The 14,636-nt window shown below is 71.0% G+C and carries 14 protein-coding genes and 1 pseudogene; 7 read left to right on the top strand and 8 right to left on the bottom strand.

Features of this window, described 5'->3' with window-relative positions:
• Nucleotides 1-44 precede the first annotated feature (44 nt).
• From ACQEWB_RS41975 to ACQEWB_RS41965, 3 genes and pseudogenes are all read right to left on the bottom strand, one after another.
• Nucleotides 45-951 (bottom strand): annotated as a pseudogene (locus ACQEWB_RS41975) (NAD(+)/NADH kinase); the annotation flags it as partial.
• 22 nt (nt 952-973) lie between these two features.
• Complete coding sequence (locus ACQEWB_RS41970) at nt 974-1,357, bottom strand: nuclear transport factor 2 family protein (protein WP_432840794.1); 384 nt, start codon at nt 1,355-1,357, stop codon at nt 974-976.
• Nucleotides 1,358-1,398: 41 nt separating this feature from the next.
• Nucleotides 1,399-2,373, bottom strand: coding sequence for an aldo/keto reductase (locus ACQEWB_RS41965; RefSeq protein ID WP_432840792.1), 975 nt, complete (start codon nt 2,371-2,373; stop codon nt 1,399-1,401).
• Between the two features lie 160 nt (nt 2,374-2,533).
• On the opposite strand from ACQEWB_RS41965, the gene ACQEWB_RS41960 reads away from it, so the two are divergent.
• The gene (locus tag ACQEWB_RS41960; RefSeq protein ID WP_432840790.1) at nt 2,534-3,412 is read left to right on the top strand and encodes a helix-turn-helix transcriptional regulator; all 879 of its coding nucleotides are present in this window, start codon (nt 2,534-2,536) and stop codon (nt 3,410-3,412) included.
• On the opposite strand, the gene ACQEWB_RS41955 is transcribed toward ACQEWB_RS41960, so the two are convergent.
• From ACQEWB_RS41955 to ACQEWB_RS41940, 4 genes are all read right to left on the bottom strand, one after another.
• Complete coding sequence (locus ACQEWB_RS41955) at nt 3,402-4,436, bottom strand: zinc-dependent alcohol dehydrogenase family protein (RefSeq protein ID WP_432840788.1); 1,035 nt, start codon at nt 4,434-4,436, stop codon at nt 3,402-3,404. The genes ACQEWB_RS41960 and ACQEWB_RS41955 overlap by 11 nt on opposite strands.
• 35 nt (nt 4,437-4,471) lie before the next feature.
• Entirely contained in the window at nt 4,472-4,888 is a 417-nt protein-coding gene (locus ACQEWB_RS41950) for a (R)-mandelonitrile lyase (protein WP_432840786.1), read from the bottom strand.
• A gap of 140 nt (nt 4,889-5,028) precedes the next feature.
• Nucleotides 5,029-5,808, bottom strand: coding sequence for an SDR family oxidoreductase (locus ACQEWB_RS41945; RefSeq protein WP_432840784.1), 780 nt, complete (start codon nt 5,806-5,808; stop codon nt 5,029-5,031).
• A 51-nt stretch (nt 5,809-5,859) separates the two neighbouring features.
• Nucleotides 5,860-6,699 (bottom strand): SDR family oxidoreductase, encoded by an 840-nt coding sequence (locus ACQEWB_RS41940; RefSeq protein ID WP_432840782.1) that lies wholly within the window; start codon nt 6,697-6,699, stop codon nt 5,860-5,862.
• A 274-nt stretch (nt 6,700-6,973) separates the two neighbouring features.
• On the opposite strand from ACQEWB_RS41940, the gene ACQEWB_RS41935 reads away from it, so the two are divergent.
• The 3 genes from ACQEWB_RS41935 (at nt 6,974) to ACQEWB_RS41925 (ending at nt 10,092) form a co-directional block, all read left to right on the top strand.
• Nucleotides 6,974-7,888 (top strand): helix-turn-helix transcriptional regulator, encoded by a 915-nt coding sequence (locus tag ACQEWB_RS41935; RefSeq protein WP_432840780.1) that lies wholly within the window; start codon nt 6,974-6,976, stop codon nt 7,886-7,888.
• A gap of 26 nt (nt 7,889-7,914) precedes the next feature.
• Nucleotides 7,915-8,826, top strand: coding sequence for a helix-turn-helix domain-containing protein (locus tag ACQEWB_RS41930; protein ID WP_432840778.1), 912 nt, complete (start codon nt 7,915-7,917; stop codon nt 8,824-8,826).
• 249 nt (nt 8,827-9,075) lie between these two features.
• Complete coding sequence (locus ACQEWB_RS41925) at nt 9,076-10,092, top strand: SMP-30/gluconolactonase/LRE family protein (RefSeq protein ID WP_432840776.1); 1,017 nt, start codon at nt 9,076-9,078, stop codon at nt 10,090-10,092.
• Between the two features lie 54 nt (nt 10,093-10,146).
• Here the strand turns inward: ACQEWB_RS41925 and ACQEWB_RS41920 are convergent, their stop codons facing one another.
• Nucleotides 10,147-11,355, bottom strand: coding sequence for a low temperature requirement protein A (locus ACQEWB_RS41920; RefSeq protein ID WP_432840774.1), 1,209 nt, complete (start codon nt 11,353-11,355; stop codon nt 10,147-10,149).
• Between the two features lie 195 nt (nt 11,356-11,550).
• On the opposite strand from ACQEWB_RS41920, the gene ACQEWB_RS41915 reads away from it, so the two are divergent.
• The 3 genes from ACQEWB_RS41915 (at nt 11,551) to ACQEWB_RS41905 (ending at nt 14,624) form a co-directional block, all read left to right on the top strand.
• Nucleotides 11,551-12,453 (top strand): aldo/keto reductase, encoded by a 903-nt coding sequence (locus tag ACQEWB_RS41915; RefSeq protein ID WP_432840772.1) that lies wholly within the window; start codon nt 11,551-11,553, stop codon nt 12,451-12,453.
• A 137-nt stretch (nt 12,454-12,590) separates the two neighbouring features.
• Nucleotides 12,591-13,517 (top strand): helix-turn-helix transcriptional regulator, encoded by a 927-nt coding sequence (locus ACQEWB_RS41910; RefSeq protein WP_432840770.1) that lies wholly within the window; start codon nt 12,591-12,593, stop codon nt 13,515-13,517.
• A gap of 219 nt (nt 13,518-13,736) precedes the next feature.
• Nucleotides 13,737-14,624 carry an NAD(P)-dependent alcohol dehydrogenase gene (locus ACQEWB_RS41905; protein ID WP_432844293.1) on the top strand — a complete coding sequence of 296 codons (888 nt, stop codon included), beginning with the start codon at nt 13,737-13,739 and terminating at the stop codon, nt 14,622-14,624.
• The last annotated feature ends 12 nt before the right edge of the window (nt 14,625-14,636 follow it).

Raw genomic sequence — 14,636 nt, 5'->3', positions numbered from 1 at the left:
GCTGTTCCTGTCGGCGTTGCTGTACTGGGAGAGCATCACTACCTCGCCCGCGGTGGTCCGCTGGGCTCGCCGCGCTCGCGGAGGCGGCCGTAGAAGTCCATGGGGCCCAGCCGGACGGCCCGCAGCTGGCCGTCGATGCTCACCGCGGCCGGTCCCGAGCGTTCCAGGGGGTGCAGGCCGACGGGCTCGTCGGGGGCGGTGACGACCGAGCGGTCGAAGGCCATGTGCGGGGCGACCGGCGTGAAGGAGAGTGCCTCCGCGCGCGGCGAGACGACGGGTCCGCCGGCGGCGAAGCTGTAGGCCGTCGAGCCGGTCGGGGTGGCGACGACGAGCGCGTCGGCCGAGTAGGAGGCCAGGAGCCGGCCGGAGACGTAGACGCCGACGGACACCTGCCGGTCCCTCACCAGCTTCTCCAGGACGATGTCGTTGAGCACGGTCACGTCCAGCGGGATGCCCCGGTCCTTGTCGACCTCGCAGTCCGGCCGCACCCGCGGAGGCGACAGGAGCGGACCGCGGCCGTACTCGATGAGGGACTCCATGCCCGACGGGACCTCCAACCGGCGCGAGGCACGCAGGGCAAGGAGCATGCGGGTGTCGATGTCGAACCGGTCCTCGCGCACCGCGTCCAGTGCCGAGCGCACCGCGGAGGCCGACACCTCCGTCAGGAAACCCACCCGGCCCAGGTCGATACCCAGGACCAGGGCGTCGTTCGCGGCGGCCAGCCGGGCGCCGCGCAGGAAAGTGCCGTCGCCGCCGAGGGTGACCACGAGGTCGGGGTCGCCCGCGGCCTCGACCTCCTCACGGGCGCTGCGCCGCCCGCCGTCGTGCCACACGCCGATGTCCGCGCACCGCTCGCCGCGTTCCTCGCACCACGCGCGCACGTGACCGGCCGCTTCCACGGCCTCCGGGCGTCCGCCGTGCACGACCAGGCCCAGCCCGGGTCACTGTCACATCCGCCTCCGGACGGTCTCGGTCACCAGGTGGTGGCCTTGGTGCGCAGCACGACCCACGTGTCGCTGCGGCGGGCGTAGTCGGTGGCGAGTTGCAGCCGCCAGTCCCACCGGGTGCCGTACACGGTGGCGTCCGTGACGGTCCGGACGACCAGGTGTGCCGTGTCGCCGTCGACGTCGAGGGTCGTGCTCTTCTCGTCGATGGTGTGGTAGACGAACTGGCCTTGTCTCATCTGTGCCAGCCATTCGGCCTTCGGCTGCACGTACCCCGTCATGTGGGTGAGGGTGGATTCGTCGTCGAGCAGGGCGTCGAGGGCCGAGGTGTCGCCCTCGTGCATGGCCTTCAGAAAGGCGCGGTGGGCGTCGAGGATCTCCTCGCGGGCGGACGGGTCTGCTGTGGGCCGCACGATGGCTCCAGGGGTGGGTTCCGGCTTGGTGTGTGGGGCTGTCACCGGCCGAGGAGGCGCATGCCGGCCTCGTCGTGGTGGTCACCGGCGGCCGCGGGCAGGTTGTCGAGCTTCTCGATCTGCTCGGCGGTCAGCACGATGCCGTCGGCGGCGGTGTTCTCCTCGACCCGCTCGACCCGCTTGGTGCCGGGGATGGGAGCGATGTCGTCGCCCTGGGCGAGCAGCCAGGCCAGGGCGATCTGCGCGGGTGTTCCGCCGGCTTCGTCGGCTACGGCCCTGACCTCGTCGGCCAGGCGCAGGTTGCGCTGGAAGTTCTCACCGGTGAAGCGGGGGTTGTTCTTGCGCCAGTCGGTGTCGTCGAAGTCGTCGGTGGAGCGGATCTGGCCGGTGAGGAAGCCGTGGCCCAGCGGTGAGTAGGGCACGAAGCCGATGCCGAGCTCGCGCAGGAGCGGCAGCACCTCCGGCTCCGGATCACGGGTCCACAGGGAGTACTCCGACTGCAGAGCCGCCACTGGGTGGACGGCGTGCGCACGGCGGATGCTGTCCACGCCCGCCTCGGACAGCCCGATGTGGCGGATCTTGCCCTCGGCGACCAGTTCCGCGAGGGCTCCGACGGTGTCCTCGATCGGCGTGTCCGGGTCGACACGGTGCTGATAGTAGAGATCGATGCAGTCCGTGCCGAGGCGCTTGAGCGAGCCTTCGACGGCGATGCGGATGTTCGCCGGACTGCTGTCGATGCCGCCCTCACGACCGGTGTGCGACAGGAAGCCGAACTTCGTGGCCAGTACGACACCTTCGCGGCGGCCCTTCAGCGCGCGGCCGACGAGTTCCTCGTTGGCGTACGGACCGTAGACCTCGGCGGTGTCGATCAAGGTGACGCCCAGGTCGAGAGCCCGGTGGATCGTGCGGATCGACTCCGCGTCATCGGTGCCGGCCCCCGTGTAGGCGTGAGACATCGACATCGCGCCCAGACCGATGCGGGAGACCTCCAGGTCTCCCAGCTTGATGCGCTTCATCGTTCGCTCCTTGTCCTTCGGATTTCCGGGCCGTCTGTCAGCCTGCTGCTGATCCGCAAGGCCTGGCAGACCGCGCTGTGCCGGGGAGCGGCGTTCCAGGGTGTGACAGGGCCCCTCTGACGGCCTTCACCCTGGTCACACGGCTGCCAGACTGGATCGCATGGCACGTGAGCAGCGCAGCGGCAAGAACGGTGGCAGTGAGCTGGGGCACTTTCTGCGGGCCCGCCGCGCCCGGGTCACCCCCGCCGACGTGGACCTCCCGGAGGGGGCGGGCCTGCGCCGTACGCCGGGCCTGCGCCGGGAGGAACTCGCCACCCTGGCCGGGGTGAGCATCGACTACTACACCCGGCTGGAGCGCGGCCGGGAGACCAACCCCAGCCCCTCGGTCGTCGACGCGCTCGCCTCCGCTCTGCTGCTGGAGGAGGCCGAGCTCCTGCACCTGCGCGAGCTCGCCGCGTGCGCCGCACGGGGCAGAGGGGCGGAGCAGTCGGCGGCGGTGCTCGGGCAGACCGTGGACGCGGGCCTGCAACTGCTTCTGGAGGGCATGCGCCCGTATCCCGCGCACATCGTCAGCCGCACCATGGACCTGCTCGCGACCAACCCCGGCGGGCTGCGGCTGCTGGCCGGTCTGGAGGATTGGCCGGAGGGGCGGCGCAACATCGTGCGCTACGTCTTCCTGCACCCCACCGCCCGTGTCCTGTTCGAGGACTGGGAGAACCAGATCCGCGGCTGCGTCGCCCGCCTGCGCGCCCTCTCGGGCGTCGAACCGGACGCCCCCGACCTCACCGGCCTCGTCGACGAACTCCTCGCCAAGAGCCCGGACTTCGTCCGCCTGTGGGAGCGGTACGACGTGAAGGGCCACCACCACGGCACCAAGACGTTCCATCACCCCGAGGCCGGAACCTTCGCTTTCAGCTACCACTCGCTCCAGCCCGAGGGATGCTTCGGCCAACGCCTGGTCGCGTATCACGCCGCGCCAGGGACACCGGAGTACGACGTGATGCTCCGGCTGGACAAGGAGCCGGTCCTCACGACTTGACGAGGACCTTCAGGGCCTCGCGGTCGGCCATGGCCCGGTAGCCGTCAGGGACTTCATCGATGCCCACGGTGCGGTCGAAGACGCGGCCCGGTTCGATCCGGCCCTCCAGGATGTCGGGCAGCAGTTCCTCGATGTAGGCGCGCGCCGGGGCGACACCGCCGGTGAGGGTGATGTTGTTCATGAACTCCGGGAAGCCCAGCGGGACTTCGGGATACTGCGGGGCGCCGACCCGGCTGATGGTGCCGCCGGGGCGGACCGTGCCGATCGACATGTGCAGGGCGGGCAGGGTGCCGACGCATTCGAGGACCGTGTGCGTGCCGTGGCCGCCGGTCAGTTCGCGCACGCGCTCGACGCCTTCGTCGCCGCGCTCGGCCACGACGTCGGTGGCGCCGAAGTCCCTGCCGAGGTCGGTGCGGTCCTTGTGCCGGCCCATGAGGATGATCCGCTCGGCGCCGAGCCGTTTGGCCGCGAGGACGGCGGACAGGCCGACCGCGCCGTCGCCGACGACGGTGACGGTCGTGCGGGGGCCGACGCCGGCGGTGACCGCACAGTGATGGCCGGTGCAGAGGACGTCGGACAGAGTCAGAAGGGACGGCAGCAGGGCGGAGTCCTCGCCGACCGGCAGCTTGACCAGTGTGCCCTGGGCCTGCGGGACGCGTACCGCTTCGCCCTGGCCGCCGTCGACTCCGTCGCGCGCCCACTGCCCGCCGTGCAGACACGACGTGTGCAGGCCCTCGCGGCAGAACTCACAGGTGTTGTCGGCCCAGACGAACGGTGCGACCACCACATCGCCCGCCTTGAGGGCCGAGACGCCGGAGCCGGTCTCCTCGACGACGCCGAGGAACTCGTGGCCCATGCGCTGGCCGTGGTCGGTCGCGGGCATCGACCCGTAGGGCCACAGGTCGCTGCCGCAGACGCAGGAGCGCAGGACACGCACGATCGCGTCGGTCGGCTGGTGGATCTTCGGGTCGGGGACGTTCTCGACGCGGACGTCGCCGGCGCCGTACATGAGGGTTGCTCGCATGGTCTGTTTCCCTGTTCGGGTGGTCGCGGAGGGTGTCAGCGGGTGCGGCTGCGCGGTGCTCCGTACTCCGCGTCGTCGACCTTCTCCAGCCAGGTGGTCTCCGGGCCGCCGTCGGGTCCGGTGCCCTCCCACAAGGCCAGGTGGGTCATGAAGCGGTCGGAGGTGGCGCCGTGCCAGTGCTCCTCACCTGGCGGGGTGTGGATCGTGTCACCGGGGTGTGCCTCGATGACGGTGCCGTCCCGGGTTCCGATCAGTGCGACGCCGGAGACGATGTGCAGGGTCTGGCCCGTGGCGTGGGAGTGCCAGTCGGTGCGGGCGCACGGGGAGAAGCGCACCATGTTGGCGCGCATCCGGGACGGTTCCTCGCCCGCGTACAGGACGTCGAACCAGACGTCGCCGGTGAACCAGTCGGCGGGAGCCTTGGTGGTGGGCTGGTGCTTGAGGAGTTCCATGGTTCTCTTTCCGGGTGTTCCGTTTCCGGGATGCGGGGCGTGCGCCAGGCCGGGTGGCCCGGCTTCTCGACGATGGCCTTGAGCTGGGTGATCCCGCTCAGGGCACGGGGCCATCCGGCGTAGAACGGACGAGGCGGCCGTCACCGTCCGGGCGGCGTCGCAAGGGCATCCAGGTCGTCGCGGACCCGCTGAGGCTCCCGCTCCAGCGGCATGTTGGCCTCGTCGCGGACCGCGTCCAGGGCGCCGGGCGCGTCCTCGTCCAGCGCGGCGAACAGCGGGGTCGGGTCGCCGGGGGCGGGGCCCTGTTCCGCGACGAGTTCGAAGGTGCGGCGCACCGCCTCCGGAGTAGCGACGGCCGCCACCAGCACCTGGGCGATCCGGTGGCGCGAGACGGCACCGTCGGCGGGACCGCCGGAGCGCCGCGTGTCGCCCTGCAGGAAGACCGGGCGCTGCTCGTCGGGGTCGTTCATGTCGAACCAGCCCGGCCGCACGACCGTGTAGGGCAGGCCGCTCGCCCGGACCAGGCGTTCGGAGCGGCGCTTCCACTCGAGCAGATGGTTGTACGCGCTGCTGCGGGCGGTGACGCCGATGGCGGTCATCAGCACGATGTGAGGCTTCTGCCCGTCCAGGGCTGCCAGGACGTTGCGGACTCCGCCGTAGTCGACTGTCTCCGGCGCGGACATGGAGCCGTGCGTGAGCACGATGGCGTCGACATCGGCCACGGCCCCGGGCAGCGTGTCGGGCTGCGTGATGTCGCCCACGGCGAGCTGTACCTCGGCGGGGAGCACGCGCCGGGCTTTGCCAATGTCGCGTACCAGGGCGCGGGTGGTGTGTCCCCGCGCGATGGCCTCGGCTACGACGAGGCGTCCGATGCTGCCGGTCGCGCCGACCACCAGCACGGTCATGGGTGCAGTCGTCATGGTCTTTCCTTGTTCGAAAGGGTGCGGGAAGGGGTTCGGGTTCGTGGCCGGTCAGGGGAGCGTCAGTTCTCCGGTGCGCAGCGCCGCGGTTACGCCGCCGTCCATGAGGAGGTCGGCGCCGGTGATGAAGCCGGCCTGGCGGCCGAGGAGGAAGGCGGCCGCGTCGGCGACCTCGTCGGGGGTGCCGAAGCGTCCGGCGGACGACACCTTGCGTACCTGCTCGAACCACTCCTGCCGGGGCCCGGACAGCTCGTCCAGGGCGAGCGGCGTGATGATGACGCCGGGGCTGACGGCGTTGACGCGGGCTCCTCGCCTGCCCCAGGCGACGGCGGCGGTCTGCACGCGCAGCGAGTTGGCCCGCTTGGAGAGCGCGTAGGCGTGGACGGTGGAGCCGACCTGGTCGGGCTGGAGGAACGGCAGCTCCAGCAGGCTCGCGGTGTCGGTGGTGGCGAGGGCGTGCTCGATCTCGGGCGGGTAGGGGCTCTCCCGGTGGCCGGCCATGCTGGCGATCACGATGCCGGCCCCGCCCGGGGCGACGACGCGGGCGAACGCGTCCAGCACCATCGCGGTGCCGACCAGGTCGACGTGCAGGATCCGCTCGATGCTTGCCTGGGTGGGGGAAACGCCGGCGGTGTGCACCACCTGGGTGACCGGCCCCAGGGCGGCGGCCGCGGCGGCAAGGGCCTCCACGGCATCGCGGTCGGAGACGTCGGTGACGCGGGTGGTCACGTCGTGTCCCTCGCCGCGCAGGCGTTCGGCGGCCGCCCCGGCCGCCTTGTCGCTGTAGTCGGCGAGCAGCACGGTACGGCCGGCACCGACGCGACGCGCGATGGCGAGGCCGATGCTTCCGGAACCGATGACGACGACTACTTCCCTCGTGTCCTCGCTCATGTCTCCAACCCCTTCGCTCTGCGCTGTCGCGCCCGCTGACGGGTGCGGCGAGTGCACCGCGGGCGCCGTCCGGTGCGCGTGCTCACAGATGTCATGGACGTGGTCTCGACGACGGCGAATTCTGTCGGCGAGCTGCTTTCACCACCGGGATCCAGCCTGCGGCAGGGGCATGCGGAGTGGCAGGCCGTGCCGTGCCGGGGAGCGCCGTTCGGGGGAGCGACAGGGCCCCTCATTCGCCTCCCGCGCAGGTCACGGCGTGCTGACACTGGAGGACATGACACGTGAGCACTCCGCCGGCGGTGGCACCGAGCTCGGGCGGTTCCTGCGTGCCCGCCGCACTCGGCTGACGCCCGCCGAGGCCGGGCTCGCGGCAGGCTCCGGGCCGCGGCGCACGCCCGGGCTGCGCCGCGAAGAGCTGGCCACTCTCGCCGGAATCAGCATCGACTACTACACCCGCCTCGAACGCGGCAAGGAGACCCGGCCCAGCCCGTCCGTCGTCGACTCCCTAGCCCGCGCCCTGCAGCTGGACGACGCCGAGCACGAGCACCTGCGCACCCTCGCGAGCAAGGCCGCCCGCAGCGTCCCCGAACCCAGGACCACTCCGTCACGGGCAGTGCGGCCGGGCGTCAAACTGCTGCTGGAGGGCATCCGGCCCTACCCCGCGCACATCGTCAGCCGCACCACCGACGTGCTCGCGCACAATCCGGGCGGACTGCGCCTGCTGGCCGGGATGGAGCAGTGGCCGGTCAAGGACCGCAACATCGCCCGGTACGTCTTCCTCCACCCCGCGGCCCACGACCTGTTCGACGACTGGGGCAACCAGGTCCGCGGCTGCGTCGCCCGCCTCCGCGCCCTCGCGGGCACCGACCCCGACGCTCCCGACCTCACCCGCCTGGCCGGTGAACTCCTCGTCAAGAGCCCGGACTTCGCCCGCCTGTGGGAACGCTACGACGTCAAGGCCCCTGCACACGGCCGCAAGACGTTCCACCACCCCGAGGTCGGGGACCTCACCCTCGGCTACCAGTCCATGGAGCTCGAAGGCACCCCCGGCCACCGCCTCATCGCCTACTTCGCCGAACCGAACACGCCCGAGTACGACGCCCTGGTCCTGCTGGACATGCTCGGCTCCGAGCCGTCACCGGCCCGCGCCACGTCCGCACACGAGCCTTCCCGCAGGTCATGCCCTTGATCCGGGCGGCCTGACACACTGTGCGTATGGCACGTGAGCGGCACGACGGCAACGGGGGCACGGCACTGGGAACGTTCCTACGGGCCCACCGTGCCCGGGTGACTCCGGCGGACGTCGGACTGCCGACCGGGCGGGGAGTACGGCGCACGCCCGGGCTGCGCCGCGAGGAGCTGGCCACGCTCGCAGGAGTCAGCGTGGACTACTACGTCCGTCTGGAGCGCGGCAAGGAGTCCAACCCGAGCCCCTCCGTCGTCGACGCGCTCGCCCGCGCGCTCCGGCTGCACCCAGCCGAACACGACCACCTGCGTGTCCTCGTCGCCCGCGCGGCAGGCGCCTCGGCACTGGACCCTCCGGCCTCGGGCACGGAGTCGGTCCTGCCGGGGATCGAACTGCTCCTGGAGAAGCTGAGGCCCTTCCCGGCCTACGTCCTCACCCGCACCATGGACGTCCTCGCCTGCACCCCGTCCGGACTGCGGCTGTTCCACGGGCTGGCGGACTGGCCGGTGCAGAAGCGCAACGTGGTGCGCTACGTCTTCCTGCACCCGGCGGCACCCAAGCTGTTCGACGACTGGCACGACCAGATCCGCGCCGCCGTCGGCCGCCTGCGCTCGCTGCACAGCCTGGAGCCCGACGCCCCCGGCCTGGCTGCGCTCGTCGACGAACTGCTGGGTGCGAGCGCGGAGTTCACCGACTTGTGGGAGCGGTACGACGTGCGGTTGCACACCCACGGCAGCAAGACCTTCCACCACCCCGACGTCGGCGACCTCACCCCCGGCTACCAGAAGATGCAGATCGAAGGCACCCGCACCCAACGGCTCGTCGTCTACTACGCCGAGCCCGGCACCCCCGACCACGACAAGCTGGTCCTCCTGGACATGGCAGGGGGCGACCAGAAGGCGGCGCCTTCCGGCGAGGGCAGGCGCGAGGGGACGCGCTGAGCCCGGGAGCGCGGCTCCTGGCAGTGACACGGCCCCCCTGCCATGTAGCGCCCCCTGATCTTCCGCTGTCAGACTGAAATCCGGCGGTCGGCCAAGAGAGCAAGCACCCAATCGAGTCGCTTGTTCCAGCCGCCGCAATCCGGCCCTCGGCGCCCGTCAGGGCGCCCCTCGCCGAGTCTCCCGCATGCCACTTCACGGCTCCTGCCTGCCCTTCAGGCTGGGCAGGTGTCGGCAACGCAAGGAATCTCCATGTCTGCCAGCTCGATCCCCCTGAAGAGAAGAATCCGCACGGCCGCGATCGCGACCGCGGCCTCGGCGGTCCTCGTGTCCGTCCCCTCCGCCGTAGCCGCCGCCACTCCGACACCTCAGCCGCAGCGCGTCATCACCGACGTGAGGACCGTGGCCGCGTTCGACTACGCCGCCGGTGAGATCCCGGAGAACATCACCGTCAACCCGGACCGTTCCGTGACGCTGTCGATGATCGGTGCCGCCGCCGGCAAGGCGCCCGCGCTGGTACGCGTCTCGCCCTCCGGCCACCGCACCGTCCTCGCCACCTCCGCCCAGGGCGACGGCATCACCGGCAACATCCGCGGCAAGGACGGCACGGTCTACTACAACGTCTGGTCCTCCAGCGCGGCGCGCGCCGGGGTCTGGAAGATCGCGCCCGGCAAGAGCCCCGTGCGTCTCGCGGCGCTGCCCACCGACGGGCTCCCCAACGGCATGGCCCTCGACGCCTCCGGACGCACGATCTACGTCGCCGACAGCCTCAAGAGCACCGTGTGGGCCGTACCCGTCGCGGGCGGACCGGCGAAGGCCTGGCTGACCAACCCGGCCCTGGCCCCCGTCACCTCCGAGGCCGTGCCCTTCGGCGCCAACGGCCTGCGCTTCCACAAGGGAGCCGTCTGGGTCTCCAACCTCGCCCAGGACAGCCTGCTGCGCATCCCGGTCACCGGGAACGGCAAGCCCGGCAGCATCCGTGTCGTCACCAGGAACATCGACGGTGTGGACGACTTCAGCTTCCTGAGCGACCGCTCCGACGTGGTCTTCGCCGCGCAGAACGCCCCCGACAAGGTGTCCGTGGTCTATCCGGGCGGCACGGTGAAGACGGTACTGACCGGCGCCGACGGCCTGGCCTCCCCCAGCGCCACCGCTGTCAGTGACGGCCGCCTGTACGTCACCGACGGCGGCCTGAACGCCCCGCACGACGCTCAGCTGCAGCGCGGAAAGATCAACGCATCCGCGCTGTACCCCCACGCGAGCTCGTGATCCGGCTCTGACCGGGGGCGTCGGCCGACGCCCCCGGCAGGCGCGCTCCCGCACTCAGGTGCGCACCGTGTGGCGCAACTCCGCGAACCACCAGGTCTCGACGGCCGCGAGCACCGCGAGGATGACGACCACACCCGTCAGGGCGGCCAACGGAGGCAGGGCGGCCGCCGCCGGTGTCCAAGCGGCCATCACGACCAGGGCCACCAAGCGGAACGGCCCCCACGCGTTCACCGCCAGCCGCCCGAACAGCAGCAACCCGGCCAGGTAGAGCGCCACTCCCCCACACAGCGCGCCGGCCGAGAACCATCCGAGCCCGTGACCGCTGTCCGAATGACCGACGACCCCTTCGATACCCAGCGCGGTGAGGACGACGCCCGCGACGACCGGGAAGTGCCCGACGCCGTAGGCACCGGCCGCGAGAGCCAACCGGGCCTCCGTGGCCGCCTCGTGCAGTCGGCGCCGCGCCACCAAGGTCACCACGTCGAAGTACAGCCACCACATCGCCATGGCCGCCCCCACCCCCAGGGCGGCCACCGCCAGCAGCGACAGACTGACCGGCAACTCGGCGGCGCCCACGCCCAGGGCGGTCAGCGACTCGCCGATGGCGATGATGACGAACAACTCGTACCGCTCGGCGAAGTACTCGGCGCTGTGGATACGCCAACTGCCCCTGCGGGACGTCGCGTACACGACCCCCCAGTCCACCGCGATCGCCGCGGCGAACAGCGTCGTCTGCACTCCCCCTCCGACAGCCGCGCCCGCCAGCAGCAGGCCTGCCCCGGCAAGCACCGGCGGCCAGGAGAGGACGACCTGCCGCACCAGTGCCCGGTCCTCGCGGGCGAGCAGGCCGTAGACCACCAGGTGCACGCAGCGCACGAACAGATACGCGCTGGCCAGTACGAGGGGACCATCCAGGCCGCCGGGCGCGTCGTGCCACGCCTCCGGGACGGCGAGCGCCACGACGAAGATCCCGGCCATCGCCAGCCCCATGCCGGCACGCAGGATCCCCAGATCGGCCCGGGCCTGGTTGCCGAGCCAGGCGTACGCCGACCACGACCACCACAGCAGCGCCAGCAGCAACAGCCCCTGCAGTACGCCCATACCGCTGTGCGCGTGCGCCATGAAGGCGGTGACCTGGGTGAGCGCGAAGACGTACACCAAGTCGAAGAACAACTCGAAAGTCGTCACCCGCTGATCCGTGGTCAACGCGTGTACCACCGTCGACGGTCTGTGCTGCCGTCGCTGCTCGTCCGGTCCGGCCACGGTCCTCATCTCTCCTTCGCACCCGTCGGTGCTTCAAAGGGCGCGCGGGGACAACCGCTCTTCAGCCTGGATCAAGGCTGCTGATCCCGCGCGTCGGATGGCAGGCCGCACCGTGCCGGGGAGTGGTGTTCAGGGGTGCGACAGGGCCCCCCTTCTGGCTGGCAGGCAGGTCACCCGGCTCACAGACTGGATTGCATGACTGATCCACGGCAGCGCAGCACACTCACCCTCAACAACGGCGTCACTCTGCCGGTCCTCGGCTTCGGCGTCTTCCAGAGCCCCGCGGAGGAAACGGCCGCGGCGGTGGAGACGGCACTTCGCACCGGGTACCGGCACATCGACACGGCGGCGGCCTACTTCAACGAGCGCCAGGTCGGTGAAGGTCTGCGCCGCTCCGGGGTGGACCGCGCCGAGGTGTTCATCGAGACCAAGGTCTGGGTCACGGACTACGGCTACGACGAGACGCTGCACGCCTTCGAGAAGAGCACCCGCAAGCTCGGGGTGGACCAGCTCGACCTGCTGCTCCTGCACCAGCCGGTACCGGAGCGGTTCGAGACCACGGTGGCCGCGTACAACGCGCTGGAGAAGCTCTACGAGGAGGGGAAGGTCCGCGCGATCGGCGTCAGCAACTTCATGCCGCACCACCTCTCGGAACTGGTGGAGCGCGCCAGCGTCGTCCCGGCCGTGAACCAGGTCGAGCTGCACCCCTACTTCACCCAGCCCGAGGTCCAGAAGGCCGACGCCGAGCACGGCGTCCTCACCCAGGCGTGGTCCCCCATCGGCGGGATCACTTTCTACTGGGACAAGGACGGCACCGGACGCAGCACGCTCCAGGACCCGACCGTCCAGACGATCGCGCAGGCCCACAACAAGACGCCCGCGCAGGTGCTGTTGCGCTGGCACATCCAGCAGGGCCGCAGCACCATCCCCAAGTCCACCAACCCGGCCCGGATCGCCGAGAACTTCGACGTGTTCGACTTCCAGTTGAGCTCCGACGAACTCGCCTCCCTGGACGCACTCGACACCGGCGTCCGCGGCGGCCCGGACCCCAACGTCACCAGCCCCGAGCGGTTCAAGGTCGTCATCCCCGAGGACTGACAAGGGAGTTGGAACACCAGCTGAATGCGCCCAGGCCTGCGGTGACCGCCGTACGTGCCGGGGAGCGCCGTTCCAGGGAGTGACAGGGCCCCTCGCAGGCCCCCTTCGCAGGTCAGGAGGTGGTCACACTGGATTCCATGAGACGTGAGCACGCCGCCGCGAGCGGGGGCACCGACCTGGGGCGCTTCCTGCGCGCCCGCCGCGCCGAGCTCGATCCCGCCGAGGCCGGCCTGGTGGTGCAGCCCGGGCGGCGGCGCACGCCGGGGCTGCGCCGCGAGGAACTGGCGACCCTGGCGGGCATCAGCATCGACTACTACACCCGTCTGGAGCAGGGCCGGGAGACACGGCCCAGTCCGGCCGTGGTCGACGCTCTGGCCCGGGCACTGCAGCTGGAGCAGGCGGAACACGAGCACCTGCGCAGCCTCGCCGAGCGCGCCGCCCGCCGCGGTGCCGAGACGCAGACGGCTCCCTCCCGCGCGGTACGGCGGGGCGTCCAGCTCCTGCTGGAGAACCTGCGGCCGGGTCCCGCGTACGTCGTCAGCCGCGCCAATGACCTCCTGGCCTGTAATCCGAGCGGGCTGCGCCTGCTGGCCGGTATCGAGGACTGGCCCGCCGACCAGCGGAACCTCACGCGCTACGTCTTCCTCCACCCCGCCGCCCAGGATCTCTTCGCCGAGGACTGGGACAACCAGATCCGCGGCGGCGTGGCGCAGTTGCGCGCCCTGGCCGGCACCCACCCCGACGCCCCGGACCTGACCCGGCTGATCGGTGAACTGCTCCTCAAGAGCCCCGAGTTCGCCCGCATGTGGGACCGGTACGAGGTCAGGGTCCGCACACACGGCCGCAAGACCTTCCACCACCCCGAGGTCGGAGCCCTCACGCTCGGTTTCCAGAACATGGAGCTGGAAGGAACACCGGGCCATCGCCTGCTCGTGTACTACGCCGAACAGGGCACCCCGGACCATGACGCGCTCGTCCTGCTCGACATGGCCGCCCAGGAGCGTTCCGCCGCGCCCCGAGGAGCACAACCGGGCCAGGGCGACCCGGCATCTCCAACCCTCTGACCTAGGCGGACATCCAATGGGGGGCCGTGGTACACCCCGGAGCAGCGCTCCCCGGATCAGTGCGGCCTGGAACACGCGATGGGCATTGCGCAGGCAGACAGTCCCGCACCTCGGCGGCAGACCTGCCCCCTTCTCCCCCGCACGACCAGCACCAATGGAGACACCGTGCCCACCGTCAACGCCTACGGCGCCGCATCCGTGGCCGAACCGCTCGTCCCGATGACCATCGACCGTCGAGAGGTCGGCCCGCACGACGTCCTGATCGAGATCGCCTACTGCGGAATCTGCCACTCGGACATCCACTTCGCCCGCGGCGAATTCGGCGGCATCCCCACCCCCCTCGTCCCCGGCCACGAGATCGTCGGCACGGTCACGCAGGTCGGCCCGGAGGTCACCAAGCACGCCGTCGGTGACCGCGTGGGGGTGGGCTGCATGGCCGACTCCTGCCGCGAGTGCGCCAACTGCCAGCAGGGCGAGGAGCAGTACTGCCTCAACGGCCACACCCTCGTGTTCGGCAGCGCCGGCCGGGACGGCCGGATCACCCAGGGCGGCTACTCCACCCACATCGTGGTGACCGAGGACTTCGTCCTGCAGATCCCCGACGGCCTCCCGCTCGACGCCGCCGCACCCCTGCTGTGCGCCGGCATCACCACGCACTCGCCACTGCGCCACTGGGGCGCGGGCCCCGGCAAGAAGGTCGCAGTCGTGGGCCTGGGCGCCGACCAGTACTACGCCACCGGCGATCCCGCGACCTTCGAGAGCCTCGCCGGAAGCTTCGACATCGTCCTGAACACGATCAGCGCCAAAATCGATGTCGACGTCTACCTCTCGCTGCTCGCCCTCGACGGCGCCCTGATCAACCTGGGCGCCCCCAGCGAGCCGCTGCCGGTGAACGTGCCTTCCCTGTTCGCCAACCGGCGCTCCTATGCCGGATCACTGTTCGGCGGCATCCGTGAGACCCAGGAGATGCTCAACTTCTGCGCCGAGCACGGCATCGGCGCCGAGATCGAGCTCATCCCGGCCGAGAAGATCAACGAGGCGTTCGACCGTGTCCTCGCCTCCGATGTGCGGTACCGGTTCGTGGTGGACGCCTCCACGCTGGCCTGACCCGCGGGACGC

This window comes from Streptomyces sp. CA-249302, assembly GCF_050936785.1.
GTDB lineage: Bacteria > Actinomycetota > Actinomycetes > Streptomycetales > Streptomycetaceae > Streptomyces.
The sequence above is the reverse complement of the archived record's forward strand: the minus strand, read 5'-3'. Positions and strand labels throughout refer to the sequence as shown.